Annotated in this window: 15 protein-coding genes and 1 tRNA gene; 4 read left to right on the top strand and 12 right to left on the bottom strand. The window is 68.7% G+C overall.

Annotation, left to right across the window (positions count from 1 at the left end; all coding sequences use genetic code 11):
* Nucleotides 1–3: 3 nt before the first annotated feature.
* Both ABGB18_RS35855 and ABGB18_RS35850 read right to left on the bottom strand, forming a co-directional pair.
* The gene (locus ABGB18_RS35855) at nucleotides 4–663 is read right to left on the bottom strand and encodes an ATP-binding protein (protein WP_347700105.1); all 660 of its coding nucleotides are present in this window, start codon (nucleotides 661–663) and stop codon (nucleotides 4–6) included.
* 143 nt (nucleotides 664–806) lie between these two features.
* Nucleotides 807–3,575: an AAA family ATPase gene (locus tag ABGB18_RS35850; RefSeq protein ID WP_347700104.1), complete on the bottom strand. Its 2,769-nt coding sequence runs from the start codon at nucleotides 3,573–3,575 to the stop codon at nucleotides 807–809.
* 495 nt (nucleotides 3,576–4,070) lie between these two features.
* On the opposite strand from ABGB18_RS35850, the gene ABGB18_RS35845 reads away from it, so the two are divergent.
* Complete coding sequence (locus ABGB18_RS35845; protein ID WP_347700103.1) at nucleotides 4,071–4,286, top strand: hypothetical protein; 216 nt, start codon at nucleotides 4,071–4,073, stop codon at nucleotides 4,284–4,286.
* A gap of 108 nt (nucleotides 4,287–4,394) precedes the next feature.
* On the opposite strand, the gene ABGB18_RS35840 is transcribed toward ABGB18_RS35845, so the two are convergent.
* The 4 genes from ABGB18_RS35840 to ABGB18_RS35825 all read right to left on the bottom strand — a co-directional run bounded on the left by ABGB18_RS35840 (nucleotide 4,395) and on the right by ABGB18_RS35825 (nucleotide 7,112).
* Nucleotides 4,395–4,468 (bottom strand) — tRNA-Thr (locus ABGB18_RS35840).
* Nucleotides 4,469–4,575: 107 nt separating this feature from the next.
* A complete protein-coding gene (gene ricT, locus ABGB18_RS35835) occupies nucleotides 4,576–5,436 on the bottom strand; it encodes a regulatory iron-sulfur-containing complex subunit RicT (protein WP_347700203.1) in 861 nt (286 codons plus the stop codon).
* Nucleotides 5,437–5,544: 108 nt separating this feature from the next.
* The gene (locus tag ABGB18_RS35830) at nucleotides 5,545–6,462 is read right to left on the bottom strand and encodes a permease-like cell division protein FtsX (protein ID WP_347700102.1); all 918 of its coding nucleotides are present in this window, start codon (nucleotides 6,460–6,462) and stop codon (nucleotides 5,545–5,547) included.
* Nucleotides 6,463–6,584: 122 nt separating this feature from the next.
* Nucleotides 6,585–7,112, bottom strand: coding sequence for a SigE family RNA polymerase sigma factor (locus ABGB18_RS35825; RefSeq protein WP_347700101.1), 528 nt, complete (start codon nucleotides 7,110–7,112; stop codon nucleotides 6,585–6,587).
* A gap of 1,332 nt (nucleotides 7,113–8,444) precedes the next feature.
* Between ABGB18_RS35825 and ABGB18_RS35820 the strand changes: the two genes are divergently transcribed.
* Complete coding sequence (locus ABGB18_RS35820; protein WP_347700100.1) at nucleotides 8,445–9,098, top strand: YeeE/YedE thiosulfate transporter family protein; 654 nt, start codon at nucleotides 8,445–8,447, stop codon at nucleotides 9,096–9,098.
* 23 nt (nucleotides 9,099–9,121) lie between these two features.
* Nucleotides 9,122–9,514 (top strand): YeeE/YedE thiosulfate transporter family protein, encoded by a 393-nt coding sequence (locus ABGB18_RS35815; RefSeq protein ID WP_347700099.1) that lies wholly within the window; start codon nucleotides 9,122–9,124, stop codon nucleotides 9,512–9,514.
* A gap of 528 nt (nucleotides 9,515–10,042) precedes the next feature.
* Here the strand turns inward: ABGB18_RS35815 and ABGB18_RS35810 are convergent.
* The 5 genes from ABGB18_RS35810 to topA all read right to left on the bottom strand — a co-directional run bounded on the left by ABGB18_RS35810 (nucleotide 10,043) and on the right by topA (nucleotide 18,266).
* The gene (locus ABGB18_RS35810) at nucleotides 10,043–11,215 is read right to left on the bottom strand and encodes a DNA polymerase III subunit delta' (RefSeq protein WP_347700098.1); all 1,173 of its coding nucleotides are present in this window, start codon (nucleotides 11,213–11,215) and stop codon (nucleotides 10,043–10,045) included.
* 234 nt (nucleotides 11,216–11,449) lie between these two features.
* Entirely contained in the window at nucleotides 11,450–13,495 is a 2,046-nt protein-coding gene (tmk, locus tag ABGB18_RS35805; RefSeq protein WP_347700097.1) for a dTMP kinase, read from the bottom strand.
* 141 nt (nucleotides 13,496–13,636) lie between these two features.
* The gene (locus ABGB18_RS35800; RefSeq protein WP_347700096.1) at nucleotides 13,637–14,194 is read right to left on the bottom strand and encodes a helix-turn-helix transcriptional regulator; all 558 of its coding nucleotides are present in this window, start codon (nucleotides 14,192–14,194) and stop codon (nucleotides 13,637–13,639) included.
* Nucleotides 14,195–14,267: 73 nt separating this feature from the next.
* The gene (locus ABGB18_RS35795; protein ID WP_347700095.1) at nucleotides 14,268–15,518 is read right to left on the bottom strand and encodes a metallophosphoesterase; all 1,251 of its coding nucleotides are present in this window, start codon (nucleotides 15,516–15,518) and stop codon (nucleotides 14,268–14,270) included.
* Nucleotides 15,519–15,581: 63 nt separating this feature from the next.
* The gene (gene topA, locus ABGB18_RS35790) at nucleotides 15,582–18,266 is read right to left on the bottom strand and encodes a type I DNA topoisomerase (protein WP_347700094.1); all 2,685 of its coding nucleotides are present in this window, start codon (nucleotides 18,264–18,266) and stop codon (nucleotides 15,582–15,584) included.
* Nucleotides 18,267–18,455: 189 nt separating this feature from the next.
* Between topA and ABGB18_RS35785 the strand changes: the two genes are divergently transcribed.
* Entirely contained in the window at nucleotides 18,456–18,641 is a 186-nt protein-coding gene (locus tag ABGB18_RS35785) for a DUF5703 family protein (protein WP_080044299.1), read from the top strand.
* A gap of 145 nt (nucleotides 18,642–18,786) precedes the next feature.
* On the opposite strand, the gene ABGB18_RS35780 is transcribed toward ABGB18_RS35785, so the two are convergent.
* Nucleotides 18,787–20,958 (bottom strand): chaplin family protein, encoded by a 2,172-nt coding sequence (locus tag ABGB18_RS35780; protein ID WP_347700093.1) that lies wholly within the window; start codon nucleotides 20,956–20,958, stop codon nucleotides 18,787–18,789.
* Between the last annotated feature and the right edge of the window lie 70 nt (nucleotides 20,959–21,028).

Below are 21,028 nucleotides of genomic sequence, written 5' to 3'. Positions count from 1 at the left end.
GCCTTACGACGCCCCGAACGCATTGGCGATCTTGAGGTCACCGGCACTGAGCTGCTCAAGCCGGCGTTCCTCGTTCGCCAGCCGGGCGACGAGCTCGGCGGCGCTCCAGGCGGGACGGCTGACCAGCCGGTTCCCTATGATCCGCAGCGCGAGAGGCAAGCCGCCGCACTGCGCGAGCCGCGTCAGCGCCCGCTCGCCGTCGGATGCGGAGCGGTCGCCCAGAATCCCGGTCAGCGGTTCGGTGGCCTCCGCCAGGGGCAGGGGTCCCAGGCTGAGCCGGCGCACCCCCTCCAGGCCGGCCAACAGCCGGCGGCTGGTGATCAGGACCCGGCCGTGGCTGCCGTTCGGCAGCAATGGCCGGATCTGCTCCTCGGAGGCGGCGTTGTCGAGCACGACCAGAACGTGCTTCCCCGCAGGCAGCGACCGGTATAAGGAGGCGCGATAGGGAACGCCATGGGGTATTGCGTGATCCGCGACGCCGAGCGCACGAAGCAGCGGCGCCAAAGCCTCCCTGGCAGCGACGGGGTGCGGGGACATGCCGAACAGATCGAGAAAGAACGCCCCGTCCGGGAAACCGGTCCGCAGGGCATGGGCGGCGCGAACGGCGAATGTGGTCTTCCCCGGACCGGCAGGGCCGGTGATCAGCCCGACGCCCCTGCTCATGCGCCTACCCCCTTGCGAGTCCGAGCGGGCACCCGGAGGCCGCTCAGGCGGTGATCTCCTCAATCAAGGGAAGCACCCGGTGCCCGACCAGGACACTAGGGACGGTCCCTAGTCGTCGATCCCAGGGTTGGGCCGGGCGAGGCTCACGGAGAGCGAAGGGCCTCGGCGAGCTGGCGACGGGAGGAGATACCGAGCTTGGCATAGATATGGGACAGGTGGTATTCGACCGTCTTCTGGCTGACGTAGAGCTCCGCCGCGGCTTCCTGGTTCGTCCGTCCGCTCGCGATGACATGGGCCACCGACAGTTCCCGTTCCGTCAGCGCCAACAGTCGGCTGGGATCCCGCTCGAAGGCCGTGAGCCCGCTCGCGGACAGATCGGCCTCGCACCGCAGGGCGTACGGCACGGCGCGCAGCGCGTTGAAACGGCCGTGAGCCTTGTGAAGCCACACTGCCGCATCCCGTCGCGACGTGGAACCGGTGGCCAGGAGTAGCCTTCCGTAGGCCTGTTCCACGATGGCCCGGTAAAGGGGCGCGGTGTCGGTGTCCGCGTCGGCGGCGACGGCCTCCTCATAGATCGCGAGGGCGTCGTGCGGACGGCCCTGGGCTTCGGCGAGCTGACCTCCGAGTCTGGCGATGACGACCCCGAGATAGCCGTTGCCGTCGTAGGCCGCCCCCAGTTCACGCAGGGCCACCGCTGCGGCGCCCACCCGTCCGGTGCCGGTCAGCGCCTCGATGAGCAGCGACTGCTGCCACAGCCAGAAGGGCTTGTGCAGCAGGCGGAACCGGCCGTCTTCAGCCGTCCCGTCGAGCAGCGGCCGGAGCGAGCGCAGCATGGCCGTGTAGTCGGCCCTGGCCTGTGCCACGGTCGCAGCCGCCAGGGACGAGTAGACGATCTCGGCTGCCGAGTCGAGGGACTGCGCGATCCGCGCCAGGTCGTCGAGGTGCCGCTGTGCGATGTCCCACTCGCCCCGGCCGGCCTTGACGCAGACGGCCGCGAAACCGGCCGGGGCCTCGCCCGCCAGCTGGTCCTGGGACGACGCGACGGCCAGAGCCCGCTCCGCGGTGGACTCGCTCTCGTCCCAGTCGCCGGCGACGTAGTGGACGACGGACAGAAGGGAGAGCGTCAGGGGGCCGAACTTGGATCCGGCCCCCTGCTGGTCGCGTTGCGCCACGACCTGGAGATCAGCGCGCGCCGCGGAGAGCTCGCCCAGGAACAGACGCAGGACGCCACGAGTGGCCAGCGTGTCGAGATTGTGGTTGCCCACCGTGGTGCCCTGGACCGGCAGATGCGCGAGGTCCTGCAATGCCGCGCGCGGACCTTCGTGCCAGAGCCGGCCGGTCGCCAGGGCCGCGCGGGTGAAATCGGTCGTGGCCGGGTCGAGATCGCCTACCGTCAGGGTGCGGCGGGCGATCTCCACCGTCTCGGCGCCCCGCCCGCGCCAGAGCGTGATGTTGGTCAGGAAGGTGCCGGCCAGTACGGCGACCCAGCCGGGCTTCGGGAGCGACAGAGCCTCCTGCCATGCCTGGGTGAGGTGCGCTTCGGCGGTGGCGAACCGGCCCGCCATCATGTCCAGGGTCCCCAGGACGCAGCTGCGCAGCGGCCCCGGCGAGCAGTCTTCCACCTGCTGCCGCAGGTTCGCGGCCCAGCCGGGCTGCATGGTGAGCAGCGACTGGGCACAGGCGGTGAGGAGCCGTCGTTCGCGATCCGCGCGGTCGACCGACAGAGAGGAGGCCCACAGGAGGCGCGTAGCGGCCACGGCGTTGCGTCCGCTCGCCGCCTCTTCCATTCCGGACTGGTCGAGCTCGTCGGAGAGCCGGGCGTCGGTGGTCGCGGCAGCCGCGACCCGATGGGCCCAGCCGGCGGCCGTGCCCACAAGCGCAGCCGCACCAGCGTGCAGGAAGCGACGCCGTTCAGGGGTGAGCGAGTCATAGATCGTGTCGCGCTGGAGCGCGTGTACCACGGCGACGGGGCTCTGAGGTTCCTTGGGGCACCACAGCGCGAGCCCGGCAGCCAGAACAGGCCCGAGTGCGCGCGCCGGGTCCGGGAGGTCGGCGAGCCGACCGACCGTCGACAGCGGAACCTGTGCGTCCAGCACCGCCATCGCCTCCAGGAGTTCGCGGGACTCCTGTGGGAGACGGTCCAGTTGCGCCCTGATCCCGACCTGAAGCGATCGCGGGACGGGCCAGCGCTCCAACACACCGTCTCGCAGCACGTCGGCTGGAATCTCCGACAGCACAGTCCGGACGTACAGCGGGTGCCCCCGGGTGTAGGCGTACAGCCGGTCGGCCAGGCCCGGCGCCAACCGGCCTTCGACCAGGGCCTGCGCCAGCTGCGCGATCTCGCCGCCGCCGAGCCCGCCCAGATCGACCTTCACCGTCCGCTCCGACGAGCGCAGCAGTCTCTCCAGCGTTTCGCCAGACGCGTCCGCTTCCGGCCGGGTCACCAGAATCGTCAGGACCCGGTCCGCCCAGAGACGGCGCAGAACGAAGCCCAGCACCTGGACCGACAACCGGTCCGCCCACTGGACGTCGTCCACAATCACAGCGACGGGGGTCCCGGGCTCCTGCAACCCACCCAGCAGAAGCAGCAACTGCCCCCCGACCACGTGCGGATTCGTCCCCGCGGGCGGACTCTCGGCCAGCAAGGGAAACTGTTTCAGCACCGCTCGGTCCACATGCCGGGTCAGCTGTCCGATCACGCCGTAGGGCAGGTCGGCCTCCGATGGGTCGCCGATCGCCCGGAGGACCGTGAAGTCGTCCAGTGACGCGGCGAACCTGCGCACGAGGGCGCTCTTGCCGATCCCGGCCTCACCCTCGATGACGGCCAGCCAGGAGTCACCTTCCCTGACCTTGCCCGCACAGTACCGAAGCCGGTCGCACTCACGCGCACGGCCGACGAACAATTCGCCCACCGCATCAGGGCCCACGTGCCCGAACCCCCCACTTAGTGCCAGTCGTGACGGAGCGCTGCTTGTCACCTCCGACATGATCATTCCGTCGGAAAACGAGCGGAAGGTCTCATGCGCTCCGAAGTTAGGAAACCACACCGCCTGTGGCGGGCGCGGGGGGACTGCGGTCTTTCCCTGATACGAAGCCTCCGGTGCCGATGTTCTCCTGCTGTGACAGACAAGTACACATTTGGAGGCACCATGACGACACCGATCCCCGTCATCTTCATTCACGGCCTATGGCTGCACGCCACGTCGTGGACCCCTGGATCGAGATGTTCGGCGGATGATTTCGTTCGTGAGAAGTGACCGCATTCATCGGCTCAGGGCCACAGGCATCAACGAGAAGCAGGACATCGGCCAAGGTCAGGAGAGCACCTGATCCCTGATTTGGGCAAGAAGCGCCTCGACAAGCTGACTGTCCGCGACGTGCAGGCGTAGCTCAGCACCCTGCCCACCATGCGCACCTGCTGCGCGCGGGAGAAGAAGCGTAAGCAGCCCTGCTGCGCCATCGGCAAGTGCTGTAAGGATCACCCTTCACGCGGCACGATCGAGAGCGTCCGCCGCGTGTTCCGCTCCGCGATCAGCCACGCCATCCGTTGGGTTATGTGGCAGCTGTCCGACGGCCGGACCCTGGACAGGCTTCGGGACGAGTTGGAGAACGGCGACGAGTAGGCCGGGCTCGACGGAACGCGACGCGGACTGAGGGCGTAGCTGTACTTCGCTGCTGTACGCCCACGCAAAAGGCCCCCTCGGACGAACCGGGAGGGCCTTTGACCTGGGAGCCGCCTTGGGGATTCGAACCCCAGACCCCTTCATTACGAGTGAAGTGCTCTGGCCGACTGAGCTAAGGCGGCGTGCTGTGCAGCTTGCAAGAGTCTACAGGAGCTCAAGGGGTTCTCGCTCCCGCCGATCACCCGATTGCCCGGACGGATCCTCCCGCCTGGTTGCGCCGCCCCAGCCGTCAAGACTCGCCGTCGGGACGGTGATCCGCTGGTTCCTCCTCGCCCGGGCCGTACATCTTCTCGTGCTGGATGCGAGGCGAGCACACCGACGCCGAGGGGCACGCGCAGCGCCTTCCGCCGTCGTCCAGGCGCACCGTCACCGTGTCCGAGGGCACGTTGTGCCCGACCACGGTTCCGTCGCCCTGAGGGGTGCTCACGCGGCTTCCGGCTCGGGGCATTCTGCCGCGGGTCTCGACGTACAGCGGGTGTTCGTACTTCAGGCAGCACATGAGCCGCCCGCACGCGCCCGCGATCCGCAGCGGGTTGACCGGAAGATCCTGGTCCTTGGCCATGCGTACGGAAACCGGCTCGAAATCCTTCAGGAACGTGGCGCAGCACAGGTCGCGCCCGCAGGGCCCGATGCCGCCCTGGAGCCGCGCCTCGTCCCTGGGCCCGATCTGCCGCAGCTCGACTCTGGCCCGCAGGTTGCGGGCCAGGTCGCGCACCAGCGCCCGGAAGTCCACCCGGTGCGGCGCCGAGAAGTAGACGGTGTAGACGTTGTCCTGGTCGAGGTAGTCGATGCCGACGACCTTCATGGGCAGCGTGTGCCGCTTGATCAGCCGCTTGGACACACTGCGGGCCTCGGCCCTGCGGCGTTTGTTGGTCTCGTCGCGGTTGAGGTGCTCCTCACCCGCCGGCCCCGCGCACACCGGCAGCCCGTCGATGTCCTCGCTCGAATACTGTGGCGCCCACACGCACTCCGCCACCTCGGGACCCGAATCGGTCGGAACGAGTACTTTGTCGCCCACCTTGGGGTTGTACTCCCCGGGATCGAGGTAGTAGAGCCTCCCATAACGGGTGAAGCTCACAGCCATGATCATTCCCATGGGCTGACGCTCGCCTCCTGACGGCCTCGGGGGTTCTTAGGGCCTCCGTTGCCACATTACGTGCGTACGCCCGCCGAGAGTGAGGGTCGCCGGCGCGGATCTTCACCGGATCTTGTCCTCGCACCCCGTGCTCTCCGGCAGGGACAACCCGTAGCCGTATCTCATAGTGATCTCGTCGGCAAGGCAGGGGTTGTAGAAGACCCGGGCCACCCCCGGCTGCCGCTTCATCATGTTGAAGATCTTGACCCAGTCAGCCCCCTGTTTCATCGTCAGCCTGAACGACTGGGGCATGTCCTTCACTTGGGTCGCCTGCAGAAGGACCTGATTCTTGCTGTTGGTGCGCCGGAAGTCCTCGTATGCCATCTCCTGGCTCTCGAAAACGTACGACTCGACCTCCGGCGCTTTGGCGATCTTCTCGATGGCATCCTTCTGGGCCTTCGTCACTCCCTTGCCGACCAAGACGGTCCTGACGACGCCGTCCTCCTCCCGCGTGACCTCGGTCTTGCACGAAGGCAGCTCCGTACCCTTTCCGCAAAGGAAGACATTCATCGTCCGATCCCGATTCACCCGTATCGTCTCGTCGGGCGACGGCAGAACCAGCACGCTCCGCACACCGGCAATCCCCCCGATGTCCCGCACCGCCCCCTCTGCGGCTCCCTCCTTGATCTTCACCCGGAACGACGGGGGCATGTCCGTGACCTTGACCTCGTCCAGCAGCGCCTTGTCGTGCGCGTACTCGCGCCGGAAACTCTCGTAGGAGGAGACCTGGTCCACGAAGAAGATCGACTCAACCCCCGGCAACCTGGTCAGGTCGCCCTTGATCGCCTCCAGCTCGTCAAGCGTGGCGTCGCGCCCGTGGCACGAGGTTTCCTTCGGCGCCGACTCCGTACACACGTAGACGGCCATTTCCCGGGTCGGCTGCGGATTCGTCGCCACCGCCCGATCCTCGCCGCCGAGACCGCCGCTCAACCCCACGGCCGACGCCGCACCCGCGAGCGCCACGACCGCGGAAACGGTCACCAGCCGGTAGTCCCCCCGGAACCGCCGTCGCTCCGGCGCCCGCAGCGGCTGCAGCGCACTGGCGTCGATCGTCTCCCCCGCCTCGGCCAGGGCGTCGCGCAGCCTGTCTTCCATCGGACTGTTCATGCGTCCTCTCCAAGCGCTCGGCCGAGGGCGGCCAGCCCTCGCGCGATCGTGGACCTCACCGTGCTGGCGCCGGTCCCCATCGTTTCGGCGATCTCCTGGTCGGTGAGATCGAGGTAATAGCGCAGGGTCAACGCCTCCCGTTGCCTGCGCGGCAACTTCCGCAGCGCGAGCAGCACCTCCCGCCGTTCCTCACCCATCAGGGCGGCGCTCTCCGCCGACCAGACAGGCGGTTCGTACGGCACCGCGCGCCGGAACGCCATCGCCCGCCGGCGCAACACCGACCGGCACCCGTTGAGCACCGCGGAACGCACGTAGGCCAGCGCCTTGTCGGCATCCCGCAGCCTGGACTGGCCGGCATGGGTGCGCGCGAACGCCTCCTGGACGATGTCCTCCGCACTCGTCTGATCGCCGACCATGATCAGTGCCAGCCGTACGAGGCCGACATGGTGCTCGGCGAAGATCGACGCCACATCGACCCGCTGCCGCGCCAGCGCCTCTTGTTGGGTGAGTAGTTCGACTTCCACATCACAGAGACGCCCGCGCGCCCCTTCTGCTGCTTCAGTCACACCGCTATCTTTCGCCGATCGTCAGCGGGAAGCGGCCGCAAGGTCGGCGTCGAGGCTGGCGTCGAGGCTGGCGTTGGGGTTGGCATTGGGGTTGGCTTTGGGGACAAGCACATCCGCCGAACCTTGCCTTAACGGCAACCCAGCAGGGTCGCCTGCTCTGCAGCCGGGGCCTCCCCCACCCATGGCCAACGCTTCGGAGTTCGATGCCTGCCTCCTGTAACCCGGCGTCTCCACTCGCGACGGTGCCATTGCCCGTGAGCCGGCGGCGCTGTCGCGGCTTTACGGGCGTGCTCGGTTTGGGCCGGTTTCGTGGTAACTGGCCGCTTTACAACTTACGGCCGTCAGAGGCAACGGGCGGCTTTGCGGAGACGACCGTTTTCGAGGTCACCACAGGACCGTGTTACTCGCTGTGGCGATTCTTCGAGGCCACCGAGCTGATGGTGGCCGTGCGTAACGGCAGCACCTCAGGAGTATCAGAGTGCGTTCCGCGAGCTGATGCCCCTTTCGTCGTTGGATTTGGGATAGATCGACTGGTCGGAGGCTCGCCGGCAGGGCATGAGCGCGGCTGGGTGAACAATCCCGGCTCGATCTCGACGAGGATGCCGCTGCTCCGGACCTGCTGCGCCACCACCCGACGCGGCCGCGGGTGCCTCAACCCAGCTTTACTTCGAAAAGCTGACATAAGCCACAATTTACTCAAATCAAATGCCCTCTGGGGACGGCTAAGGGGGCCATCGCGGTTCATTGGGGGGCCAAGCGGTCAAGATCTCCCAAATGCCGCCAGGCTCATGAATTACGAGGTAAGATCACAAGCCGAATTCGTCTACGACAACAGGGCGCCAGGCCACCTATCTCGGTCGGGTGGCATACGTCCGATCGGAGCGGCGTGGGCTGTTCACACACCACGGAATGTCCCCTCTTTCCACTGCTGAATACAAGCCTGCGTGGCTGGCGGAACGACTACTGCGACAGCGAACACGGTTGGCGTAGCTGTGCTCGGTACCAGTTGGCGCTCGAGGGCAGGCCTGTGCCGATGTCGCTCCTGCCTAACGGGAAGCAGCCGCAACACCTCGAACGGTTCGGCTCGTACGAACTCAGGCAGGAACCGCCATCACGGCCGGCACCAGCTCGGCCGTTCGAGCCGTCACAGGCACCGACCCGGCCACCTGAACCCTCACCACCCGATTCATGGACTTCGCAACCCCGGGAGAACTCGCCCACAGGGTTGCGACGCGGCGAACCTGCGCGCCGTTGGTGGACACGACTTGCTAATTGGATGAAAGGTCCCGCATGAGCAGCTACTGGCCTTGGTGGGCGGGGGCCATCGGACTCGCCCTCCTCACAGTCAACTACACCCTCACCACTGACAAGTCCTTCGGGGTGTCCTCGGCTTGGGATCGCGTCTTGCACTGGCGCGCCGAACGCCGCATCGAACGGCAGGAGGCCGAGTTCACCGACGAACGTGCCCTCATTGACGCGCTGGCTGCCGCAACCGCCGACCACTACGGGAACCCTCCCGAAGCGCCCACCCCGCACGCCGCCTACGCGGTCGCGTCGGCGCGCGGCCGCGACGTTGAGCCGCTGGCGGAAGAAAGCGCCTCGATCACAAGCCGGCGGACGATACCGGTGGTCGCTCAGGCCGCCTTGCTGATATCAATCTTCGTCGGCGGTTGGGTGGCGGCCCTCACCTCCGGCCGGTTCGAGCTCCGCTGGGATATGGGTGATGCCTTCCGCCAGATCGTGACCGCCGACCAGGCCACCATGTTCGGTGTGTTGTTCCTCGGCGGTGTACTCGTCGGCTTCGGTACCCGCCTCGCCGGAGGGTGCAGCTCCGGCCACGGTCTCAGCGGCTGCGGCCGGCTGCACCCGGTCAGCATTGTCGCGACCGCTGTGTTCTTCGGCACGGCGGTTCTGGTGTCGTTTCTGCTGTGGAAGGTGATTTGATGCATACCCGTGGCGGAATCCTCATGGCCAACGTCATCGCTGGGCTGGTCCTCGGCTTCGTTGTCGCCAACATCGGCTTCGGCGACTACGCCGAACTCAACCGCATGTTCACCTTTCAAGATCTGCGCATGTTCTTCGCCTTCGCCGGCGCTATAGCGATCATCGTGGTGGTCTTCGCCGTCATCGGGGTCCGCCGCACGCCCGGACGGATCCACGCAGGCGTCGTACCGGGCGCAGTGCTGTTCGGTACCGGCTGGGCGATCTCGGGTGGATGCCCGGCGATCCCGATCGTGCAGGTCGCCGCCGGCTATCTCCCCGCCCTCGTCACGATCGCCGGTGTCGCAGTCGGCATTTGGCTCTGCCGGTGGGCCAATGCGAAATTCTTCCGCCTCGACCGCGGCTCCTGCGGGCTGTAACGCACCGCAAACGGTCGCCCTGAAAGGGCTGCTGGACGGCCGCCTCTGGAAAAGGGGGCGTCCACATCAACACCCCGCTTCGTTGACTTGTGGTGAAAGCCCTCGGCCGCAGGGACAGGGCGTGGTGTCTGGGGAAGGTGCGGGTCTCGTCTGCCGGCGTGCGGGTGTTGAGAGTCGTCCAAGAAGTAGGACGAACCGCGGGAGCCCGGTCGTGCCACGGGCTCAATGAGGTGATCTCACCGAATTCGAGTCGGACAACAGGTCATTTTGTGGCACAGACGGTGCCGTCCGGGGAGACACGCGGACGGATGGCAGGGCTCGGAAATGGGACGTGGAGCCCCGGTAGAAGAAGGAAACACCACAAGACCGTCTTCACCGGAAGGCTCCACGTGACCCCCCATCGTGCCATGATCGACGTCTCTGGGGATGGTGCGCGCGGCCCTGCGCTCCGCACGCGGACCAGGAGCACTTCCTACATGCCCCGCTGATTCAAGCCGCGAAAGGCCACTTGACCGGCCCCAACCAAGGTCAGCCCCGCAGCGCCAGCATCATCGCCTCCACAGCCATCTGCGGATTCACGTTCAACCCGAGCCGCTCCCGGCACAACATGACCGCGTCGATCCGCCGCAAAATCTCTTCCGGAGTGGACGCCTTCGCCAACTGATCCAGGTCGAACCGAATGTCATCATTGGCCAGCTCCACACCCGCCCCGAACTGCATGGCCAGCACGTCCCGATAGAACGACGCCAACTCCAGCAGCGCCGCGTCCAACGAGTCCCGCTTGATCCGCGTCGCCCGCGACTTCTGCCGGTCCTCCAGCTCCTTCAACGCCCCGGCCCCACCTCGCACGAGCCCGCGGTTGAGCCCCTTGCCGGTGGACCCCTCCCCGTACAGCTTGCGCAGCTCGGAGGTCTCGCTCTCGTTGAGCACGGCCGTGGCGGCAGCCGCCTCCTCCTCGGCCGTCTTCACCAGCCGCTCGGCCGCCGAGACACACTCCCCGACCCCGGTCAGCGAGCGCGGGATGCCCAGCACGGCCTCGCGCCGCCGCCTGACCCCCTCGTCCAGAGCCAGCGCCCGCGCGCGGCTGATGTGCCCCTGAGCGGCCCGGGCGGCGAACATCGCCATCTCCCATGGCACGCTGTCCCGCGTGGCCAGAACGTGCGCTACGGCCTCCGTGGCGGGGGTGGTCAGATTGACCACGCGGCACCGCGACCGGATGGTGATCATCAGATCGTCGGGAGCGGGCGCGCACAGCAGCCAGACCGTCCGCGGCGGCGGCTCCTCGATGGCCTTGAGCAGGGCGTTGGCGGCCGATTCCGTGGCCCGGTCGGCGTCCTCGAAGAGGATCACCCGCCACCGCCCCTGCGTGGGCGCCCCGGCGGCCCGCAGGATCAGCTCACGGGTCTGCTTGACGCTGTAGGACAACCCCTCGGGACGCACGGACTCCAGATCGGGATGCGAACCGATCAGCACCTGGTGACACTGGTCACAGTGCCCGCAACCACCATCCGGGCACAACAGCGCCGCGGCGAAGGCACGGGCGGCGTCCTCGCGACCGGAGCCCGGCGGCCCGGTGAACAACCAGGCGTGTGTCATGCCCGCGCCCCGTCCACCCGCGACGACCTCCCCGGCCGCCCCAGCGGCCCGCGACAGCACCGCTGTCGCCTGGTCCTGCCCCACGAGGTCATCGAAAACCGCCACGAGCCAAGGCTATCCGCCAACACCGACAACCACCCCCACAACCAAGCGGTCGTTCCGCGCGGCCGAGTCATGGTCGGCGCGCCTGGGTTGAGGGCGATCGTTGCGCGCGCGACGGGCTCACGGGCGGTCGTAATCGGCGCGCGGGGTCAGGACATAAGGGGCGGTAGTTGCTGAAAACGACCGGGGTCGCGAGGGTCGCGGAGGGCGCAAACACCGGCCCCCGCCGCGCCGGAACTAGTCGCGAATAGCGGGCATGGTCCCGGTGGAGTCCTCTGACTCCCGGGGCACCGGGTCGGGCAAAATCTCGCGGATCCGGTCCTGGATCTGCCGGGTGATCACCTCGGTCGCCAGTGTGCCGTCGACCACCAGATACCGCTCGGGCGCCGCCGCCGCCAACGCCCGGAACTCCTTGCGCACCCGCTCGTGGAACTCCAGCGGCTCCGACTCGATCCGGTCGGCCGCCCCGCCCAACCGGCGCAACCCCACCTCCGGAGGCGTGTCGATGAGCACGGTGAGATGAGGCACCAGCCCGCCCGTCGCCCAAGCGTTGATCTTGGACACGTCCTCGGGGGCCAGCGCCCGCCCGGCGCCCTGGTAGGCGAGCGACGAGTCGACGTAACGATCGGTGATCACCAGCGATCCCCGGTAAAGGGCGGGCCGGATGACCTTCTCCACGTGCTCGGCCCGGTCGGCGGCGTAGAGCAGTGCCTCGGCGCGCGCCGACAGCCCGCGCTCGGCCGCGTCGAGCAGGATGGCCCGCAGCCGCATGCCCACCTTGGTGGAGCCCGGCTCCCGCGTCTGCACGACGTCGAAGCCCTGGTCACGCAGCCAGATGGCGATCAGCCGGGACTGGGTGGTCTTCCCGGAGCCCTCGCCGCCCTCGAACGCCACGAACAGCCCTGGCACGTGCTCGGGCGACTCGGACGGGAACCGCTCGCCCCGCACCGCGGCGATCAGGTCCGCCGACAGCGAGACACCCTTCCTGTCGTCCATGTGCCGCAGCGCCAGGATGCCGACCACGATCGCGAGCGCCCCGCCGATCACCAGCACCAGGTTGGACCCGTCGAACCGGTAGTCGAACTCGCCCAGCTCCAGCTCCCGCACGCCGAAGATCGCGGCCAGCGGGTTGGCCACGGCGACCACGAGCAGCAGGGTCACCCGGGCGGTGGACTGCAGGAACGAGAACGTACGGCCGCGCAGCCCGTCTTCGACCTCCAGCCCGATCAGCGTGTAGCCGATGATCCAGGCGATCCCCGCGCACGCCCCCAGCACCACGGTCAGCATGACCACGATCGCCAGGTTGTGCACGAAGGCGATGGCCACGAGCACCAGCCCCGCGATCGTGATCGCCAGCCCGAACAGCCGCCGCCGCGACAACTCCCGCAGCAGCCTGGGCCCGAAGAACATGCCCAGCGCCATGCCGACGAAGACGGCCCCGAAGACCACTCCGTAGGCCGCGTCGCCGCCGCCGAGCGCCCGCACGTAGATCTTCGCCACGCCCACCACGGCCCCGCCGGCGGCGAACGCCCCCAGCATCCCGATCACCAGGCCGCGCACCAGCCGGTTGCCGCCGACGAACCGCCAGCCCTCGATGACCTGCTTGAGCACCGAGGGCGTCGAGATCGCGCCGTTGCGCCTGGGGATGTCACGCAGAGTGAAGATCAGGAACGCCGACACGAGATAGGCGCAGGCGTTCACGGCGAGTGCGAGGCCGGTGCCGTCCCTGCCGGACATGAACGGCACCACGCTCGTGGCCACGTCGCCCACCACGGACAGCACCGCGAACAGCATGGCCGCGACCGGTGCGGTGCCGTACGTCACCAGCAGGTTGAGCTGGTTGGCCGACTCGAGCTGCTGCTTGGGCACCAGATTGGGCACCGTGGCGTCCTTGGCCGGGACCCAGAACAGGTTGACGCACTCGACCAGGAGGGTCGCGATGATGATCCACTGGTAGCTCTGCACGAACGGGATCGACAGCACCACGGCGAACCTGGCCAGGTCGGCCGTGACCATGGTCAGCCGCCGGTCGAACCGGTCGGCGAACACGCCCGCGAGCGGCCCGAGCAGGATCGCCGGCAGCATCTTGGCGATGAACACGCCACCGATGGCGAGCGACTGGACCCGGTAGTCGTCGTGCTGGGTGAGGTTTCCCGCGAGCGCGGTCAGCGCCAGGAGGTTGAGCCAGTCACCCAGACTGCACACCGACATTGCCGTCCACAGCCGTCGGAACGGCGCATTGGCCAGCACATGGGTGGGGCGGCTTCGGCCAGGGGCAGTCATGATTTCAGCGTATCCAGGTGTTCGCAAGAAGCGGGCGGACGAACAGATGAGCCGGATTTCCCGGATGCTCGTGGCTGAGGGTATTACGATCGCGGGCCGGTGCGCAGGTTACACACCTCGAATAGGCCCCCAAAAGCGTCATCAATTCATATCTCCGGCCTCATGCCGCGCCTCTTCCACCAATGGCCACCACTCGGCACGGACCTCCTGCGGCAGGATCAGCTCGTCCCAGAGGTCGAGGAGGAGCACGCCGTCCACGTGGTCGAGCAGCTCCTGGGGCCCGCCCTCGCACAGCAGCGCGACGTAGGCCGCCCGGCGCTCGTCACGGTCGGCCAGGTCGTAGACCCGCTCGCGCAGCCGCACCCGGCCGAGCGCCGCGGCGAGCGGCAGCCGGGGCAGGCGGCTCGGCACGTGGAACGTCCGCCCGTCACCGGCCACCCGGGTGGTGAACTCGACCTTCGCCTCCAGCACCAGCCGGAACCCGGCCGCGTCGAGGATCCGCCCCGCGGTCTCCAGCGTCGGCGACTTCCTGCCGTGCTCGTAGGCCGACAGGGTGGTCCTGGACGTGCCGCTGACGCTGGCCAGGGCCTTCTGGTTGAGGCTGGCGGCATGCCTGGCCTGCCTGAACAGCAGCCCGCCGCGCTTGGCCCAGAACGCGACGTCCTGCCGGAACGCCCGCTCCACAGGCGAAGAGACCATGCCCCACCTCCGAAAAGTATCCGCTCGGATACTAGGGCATGATGGCAGTGCGTGACTAGGGGATTGCGGAAAGTCAGCCACTCAATTCAAGCATCGTGATCTCGGGCGGGGCACCGACGCGTACGGGCGGCCCCCAGAATCCGGCCCCCCTGGTCACGTAGACCCGCACACCGTCGATCGTGGCCAGCCCCGACACCACCGGCTGCTGCAACCCCACCACCAGGTTGAACGGCGCGATCTGCCCACCGTGCGTGTGCCCGGAGAGCTGCAGGTCGACGCCGTGACGCGCGGCCTGGTCGACCATGACCGGCTGGTGCGCGAGCAGCACCGTGGACCGGCCGGCGTCACGGTTGCCGAGCGCCTTGCCGAAGTCGGGGCCGTCGTTGGAGGAGGCGCCGTTGAGGTCGTTCACCCCGGCGAGGTCGAGCACGGCGCCCTGGTGCCCGATCTCCACCCGCTCGTTTCGCAACGAGCGGACGCCGAGTTGCCCGAGCTCCTCGATCCACTCGGCGGGGCCGCCGGCCGAGAAGTATTCGTGGTTACCGGTCACGAAAAAGGCCCCGTAGCGGGACTCGAGGCTTTTCAGCGGCTGGGCCAGCGGCCCCAGCTCGGCGACCGACCCGTCCACCAGGTCTCCCACGATCGCCACGACGTCGGCCTCGAGCCCGTTGATCATGCGGACGATCCGCTCGGTGTGGGACCTGCCCGTGAGCGGCCCCAGGTGAATGTCGCTCACCACGGCGAACCGCAGGCCGCCCAGCCGCGGATCCAGCTTCGGCAGCGCGACCTCGACCCGCTCGATCACCGGGTCGCCGAGGGCGCTCGACAGGCCGTACCCGACCGTCCCCAGCGCGCCCGCGCCGGCGATGACGGCGGTGGTCCGCCCGAGGAAGAGGCGCCTGCTCACAGGCGCGCCCGCGGGCTCCACGGGCTCCACGGCCACCCCGACCGAGATCGCGCTTCCCCCGGGCGCCACGAGCGTGGGCGCCGTTTCGGCCGCCACGACGGCGACGGGCTCGGCCGCGGGCGCCCGCTCCGCCCTCCGCAGGAACGCCCAGGCGACGGCCCGCGGGATCTCCAGCACCACCAGGAACACCACGAGGTAGAACAGCAGCGCCAGCCAGATGAACCCCGGCCACGCCAGCCAGTGCGCCACGCCCAGCCTGCCGCCCGCGAACGTCGCCACGAGGATCACGAGCAGCCCCGCCAGGCCCCAGGTCAGCGCCTTGCGCGCCCGCCCGGGGGCCGTGCTCGAACGCACCATCCGGTGCCACACGTACCAGTGCCCGAGCAGGACCAGGCCCAGAAAGATCAGGACGATCACACCACGATGCTACTTCCGGCGGCCGCCCCCGCGACCGCGCCCGGTGAGGGCGCGGTCGCGGTCCTACGGTTTCGCGGCGGGCTTCTTCGCGGCGGGCTTCTTGGCGGGAGCCTTCCGCGTGGTCTTCTTCGGCGCGGGCGCCCGCTCGCGCCGCTCGGCCAGCAGCTCGGCAGCCCGCTCGATCGTGATGTCCTCGACGGCGTCGCCCTTGCGCAGCGAGGCGTTCGTCTCACCGTCGGTCACGTAGGGCCCGAACCGCCCCTCCTTCACCACCACGGGCTTCTTGGAGTTCGGGTCGTCGCCCAGCTCGCGCAGCGGCGCCGCCGCCGCGGCCCGCCGCCCGCGCTGCTTCGGCTGCGCGAACAGCTCCTTGGCCTGCTCGATCGTGACCGTCAGCAGGTCCTGCTCGGACGCCAGCGAGCGCGAGTCGGTCCCCTTCTTGATGTAGGGCCCGAACTGCCCGTTACGCGCCACGACCTCCTCGCCGTCCAGCTCGCCCACGACCCGCGGGATCGTCAGCAGCCGCAGCGCGTCCTCCAGCGTGACCGTGTCCAGCGACATCGTCTTGAACAGCGAGCTCGTACGCGGCTTCGGCGCATCCGCCTTCTTCGTACGCCGCTTGGGAGCATCCTCGTCCACGGCCGGCTCAGGCAGCACCTCCGTCACATAAGGCCCGTACCGCCCATCCTTGGCCACGATCATGTTCCCGCTGACCGGGTCGTGCCCCAGTTGCCGATCGCCCGTCGGCCGCGAGAACAGCTCCTCCGCCTTCTCCGCGGTCAGCTCGTCGGGCGTCATGTCCTCGGGCACGTTGACCCGGGCGCCGTCCCGGTCCAGATAGGGGCCGTAGCGCCCGACCCGCAGGACGATGTCCGTGCCCTTCACCGGGAACGAGCTGATCTCCTTGGCGTCGATGTCGCCCAGGTCGGTGACCATCTCCTTCAGGCCCTCGTCACCGTCGGCGCCGTAGTAGAAGCGCTGCAGCTCCGGCACCCGCTCGGCCCGGTCGTTGGCGATGTCGTCGAGCACCTTCTCCATCTCGGCTGTGAAGTCGTAGTCGACCAGGTTGCCGAAATGCTGCTCCAGCAGGTTGACCACGGCGAAAGCCAGGAACGACGGCACCAGCGCCGTGCCCTTCTTGAACACGTAGCCGCGGTCGAGGATCGTCCCGATGATCGAGGCGTACGTCGACGGCCGCCCGATCTCCCGATCCTCCAGCTCCTTGACCAGCGAGGCCTCGGTGTAACGCGCGGGCGGCTTGGTCGAGTGACCGGCCACCTCCATCCGCATCGCGGTCAGCACGTCGCCCTCGGCCAGGGTGGGCAGCCGCTTCTCGGAGTCGTCGCGGTCGGTCGAGGGATCGTCGGCCCCCTCCACGTACGCCTTGAGGAAACCGTAGAAGGTGATCGTCCGGCCCGTGGCGCTGAACTCGACGTCCTCACCGGTCGCCGACCTGCCCGCCACCTTCACGCTGATGGACTCGCCCACGGCGTCCTTCATCTGCGAGGACACCGTGCGCTGCCAGATCAGCTCGTAGAGCCGGAACATGTCACCCGACAGCCCGGTCTCACCCGGCGTGCGGAACTCCTCGCCGGAGGGCCTGATCGCCTCGTGCGCCTCCTGCGCGCTCTTCACCTTGCTGCTGTAGACGCGGGGCTTGTCGGGGACGTACGCGGCGCCGTACAGCTTGATCGCCTGCGAACGCGCGGCCGCCACCGCCGTCTCCGACAGCGTGATGCTGTCGGTACGCATGTAGGTGATGAAGCCGTTCTCATAGAGCCGCTGGGCCACCTGCATCGTGTATTTCGCGGAGAACCCCAGCTTCCGGCTGGCCTCCTGCTGCAATGTGGTCGTCCGGAACGGCGCATAGGGTTTGCGCGTGTACGGCTTGCGCTCGACGGACTTGACCGCGAACGACGAATCCCGCAACCTGGCGGCCAGCTCGCCCGCGGCGGCCTCCGACAGGTGCAGCACGTCGGAGCTCTTCAGCCGCCCGGTGCTGGCGAAGTCACGCCCCTGCGCCACCCGCTTGCCGTCGACACCCGTCAGCGTCGCGGTGAAGTCACGCGGCCGCTCCTCCGGCTTGTTGGTGTCGAACAGCGCTTGCAGGTCCCAGTAGTGGGCAGGGGTGAACGCCATGCGCTCCCGCTCCCGCTCCACCACGAGCCGCGTCGCCACCGACTGCACCCGGCCCGCCGACAGCCGCGGCTTGACCTTCTTCCACAGGACGGGGCTGACCTCGTAGCCATAGAGGCGGTCGAGGATGCGCCGCGTCTCCTGGGCGTCGACCAGCCGCAGGTTGAGGTCGCGCGGGTTGGCGACGGCGTCCTGGATCGCCTGGGGGGTGATCTCGTGGAACACCATGCGATGCACGGGGACCTTGGGCTTGAGCACCTCGCGCAGGTGCCAGGCGATGGCCTCGCCCTCGCGGTCCTCGTCAGTCGCCAGATAGAGCTCGTCAGCGTCCTTCAGCAACTGCCGCAGCTTGTTGACCTGCGACCTCTTGTCGGGGCTGACGACGTACAGCGGCTCGAACTCGTGCTCGACATTGACACCCAGACGCGCCCACGGGAACTCCTTGAACTTCTCGGGGATGTCGTCGGCCTTCTCCGGCAGGTCGCGGATGTGGCCGATGCTCGATTCGACGATGTAGCCGCGCCCGAGGTACCCGGCGATCGTCTTCGCCTTCGCGGGCGACTCGACGATGACCAGGCGTGTTCCGCCGGCGCTGCCGTTCTTGGCTGGCACGCTGCTTCCTACCTCGCTGTTCGCTTGCAAATCCCCCTGCCGGGAGTCGGCACAGACTGAAAGGTAACCCGACTCGCGGAAATTTCCTTCCCCGGGGCTACCCACTAGCTTCCGGCTCCACCCACAAGCACGCAGAATAAGGCCCACCGAGCGGCATGGCGCCCTGACTCACCCTGGAGACTAATCGTTGTGCTCGACTACTCCTACATGGATATCTTCATTCCGCGCGACCTCACTCGCGAAGCAGCACGTCAACTGCTGACCGAACACGCAGAGTACGGCCAGTGGGAGCTCGCCCGCGTACGCGTTCACCCGGACGGAAGCCGTCACGTTCGGCTACGACGTAAGATCATGCGAGTACGCAGCACGCTTTGACCACGGACCTGACTCATACCATGGCCGCGGACATGGCTTTGCCCGCCCCGGGCCGCGCCCCCGGAACGGGCAAAGCGTCTATCGCTGACTACTCACGCGGTTGTGAGCAACAGCCGAACCTTGTACTCGTGCTTGCCGATTTCCCTTACTTTCGGCCGAACCGGAACCGGCGGGCGGTCCCGAACAGCATGGCCGAGACGGCGAACATCGAGCCCAGCACGAGGGCGAGCAGCGAGCCGGAGTTCATCCCGGTGACGCCCGCGGGCTGCTCGGCGCTCATCAGGCCGAGACCGGAGACCGGCAGGCCGTCCGCGGCCGAGGTCACCGCGCCGCCGACCGGAGTGGAGGCGATCAGTCCGGTGGCCGGCTGGAGCGGGGAGATCGAGTTCGACGGGCGCGAACGCCGGGAGTTGTCGGCCGGAGCGGCGTGCCGGGTCTTCGATGGCTTCTGCGCCTCGGCGGGCAGGCCGGGCAGCTCGGGGATTTGCGGCAGGCCGAGCGTCCGGGAGGCGTCCTCGACCATCGGCAGGGACGTGGCGGCCTCACCGAGCACGGGCAGCGCCTTCGAGGCGTCCTGGACCATGGGCAGTGTGCTGGAGGCGCCCCCGACCACGGGCAGAGCGGCCATGCCGCCGCCCTGGGCGGCACCGCTCGCCTCCTGCAGCGGCGGGGTGATGCTGCTCACGTCCTGAAGCCGCGCACCGGCGACGCCGGCATCCTGCGAGGACCCGGTCACGCCCTGGAGTTGCTGGGTGACACCGTTGGCGTCCTGCAGGCCGCTCAGAAGCGGCATGGCGGGCAGTACGGGCAGCAGTCCGCCCTGCGGCGAGGCCGCGGCCTTGCCGGTGGGGTGAGCGAAGCGCTTGATCCGGCCGGCGTCCCGGGAACCGGTCCCGCCGACGTTCGCCCCGCCCAGGCAGCCGGCCGCGGCGTCGCCCAGAACGGCCACGGCGTTGCCGCAGACGTTGATCGGCGCGGTGATCGGGGCGATGACCTGGTTACCCGCCAGCACCCCGGCCCTGCCGGAGGTCAGGTTGCCGCCGCCGCCCACGCCGCGGTGCGGCCACGCGGCGGCGCCGCCCTTGCAGTTGGCCTTCGACACCCCCAGCACGGCTGCCGCGTTGCCGCAGACGTTGATCGGCGCCGTGATCGGCGCGACCGCCTGGTTGCCGGACAGGACACCCGCGGCCCCGGAGGTGCGGTTGCCGCCCGCGCCCCGGCCGCCGTTCTTGACGTGCGCGCCGCCCTTGCAGCCAGCGAACGCGTGGCCGACCACGGCCACCGCGTTGCCGCAGACGTTGATCGGCGCCGTGATCGGGGCGATCACCTGGTTGCCGCTCAGCACGCCGGCCTGCCCCGAGGTGGTGTTGCCGCCGGCCCCTGAGCCGCGGCCGGTGTTCAGTACGGTGGAGCCGCCAACGCACCCGGCGGACGCGTTGCCCACGGCGTTGCCGCAGACCTCGACGGGCAGGGTGATCGGCGCGACGACCTGGTTGCCGCTGCCCACCCCGAAGCGCCCGTCGGTGTCGTTGCCGGTGGATCCCGCGGCGGCGTGCTTCCGCTTGTAGCCGTGCCGGGGTGGACCGTCGTTGGTGACGGTGGAGCCGCCCCGGCAGCCCGCGAACGCCCGCCCGGCCACGGCCACCGCGTTCCCGCAGACGTTGATCGGAGCGTTGATCGGCGCGATGACCTGGTTGCCGCCGAGCACGCCGGCGTCGCCCGAGGTACGGTTGCCGCCCGCGCCCCCTCCGCCGGTGTTGTGGACGCTGGAGCCGCCCTTGCAGCCCGCCGTCGCGTCCCCGAAGATCGCGACCGCGTTGCCGCAGAGGTTAACCGGGGCGTTGATCGGCGCGGTGATCTGGTTGCCGCCGAGCACGCTCGCGTTCCCCGAGGTACGGTTGCCGCCCGTGCCTCCCTTGCCCTGATTGCGGACGGTGGCCCCGCCCTTGCAGCCCGCGTCGGAGTTGCCGACCAGGGAGACGGCGTTGCCACAGGCGTTGATCGGAGCGCTGATGGGGGCGTTGACCTGGTTGCCGCCGAGCACGCTCGCGTTGCCCGAGGTCCGGTTGGAGTTGCCCCGGCCGCCGTCGTTGATGACCTCGGCGCCGCCCTGCGAGCTGGCGTTGGCCGTGCCGATCGCGGCGACGGAGTTGCCGCTGATGTCGATGGGGAGCGAGATCGGCAGGTCGACCTGGTTGCCGCCGCCGACCGACGCGTTACCCGAGGTGTCGGCCAGCGCGGTGCCGGCGCCACCGAACGACATGACGGCGACGGCCAGCAGGGCCGCGGGGGTCGATGCCTTTGCCCACGTACGCATGATGAATGCTCCTAGTGGTTCTTGGGGGGATACCTGAAACGATTCGCGGGCAGCCCAGGGCCATGCGTGG

The organism is Nonomuraea sp. B12E4, assembly GCF_039871825.1.
Classification (GTDB): domain Bacteria; phylum Actinomycetota; class Actinomycetes; order Streptosporangiales; family Streptosporangiaceae; genus Nonomuraea.
Note: the sequence above shows the minus strand (reverse complement) of the source record. Positions and strands in the feature narration are given on the sequence as shown.

Coding starts and splice junctions, on each gene's coding strand:
- ricT (WP_347700203.1), bottom strand. CDS start 5,436: ATGATCATGGCTGTGAGCTTCACCCGTTATGGGAGGCTCTACTACCTC.
- ABGB18_RS35855 (WP_347700105.1), bottom strand. CDS start 663: ATGAGCAGGGGCGTCGGGCTGATCACCGGCCCTGCCGGTCCGGGGAAG.
- ABGB18_RS35845 (WP_347700103.1), top strand. CDS start 4,071: ATGCGCACCTGCTGCGCGCGGGAGAAGAAGCGTAAGCAGCCCTGCTGC.
- ABGB18_RS35800 (WP_347700096.1), bottom strand. CDS start 14,194: ATGGTCTCTTCGCCTGTGGAGCGGGCGTTCCGGCAGGACGTCGCGTTC.
- ABGB18_RS35815 (WP_347700099.1), top strand. CDS start 9,122: ATGGCCAACGTCATCGCTGGGCTGGTCCTCGGCTTCGTTGTCGCCAAC.
- ABGB18_RS35780 (WP_347700093.1), bottom strand. CDS start 20,958: ATGCGTACGTGGGCAAAGGCATCGACCCCCGCGGCCCTGCTGGCCGTC.
- ABGB18_RS35820 (WP_347700100.1), top strand. CDS start 8,445: ATGAGCAGCTACTGGCCTTGGTGGGCGGGGGCCATCGGACTCGCCCTC.
- tmk (WP_347700097.1), bottom strand. CDS start 13,495: ATGACTGCCCCTGGCCGAAGCCGCCCCACCCATGTGCTGGCCAATGCG.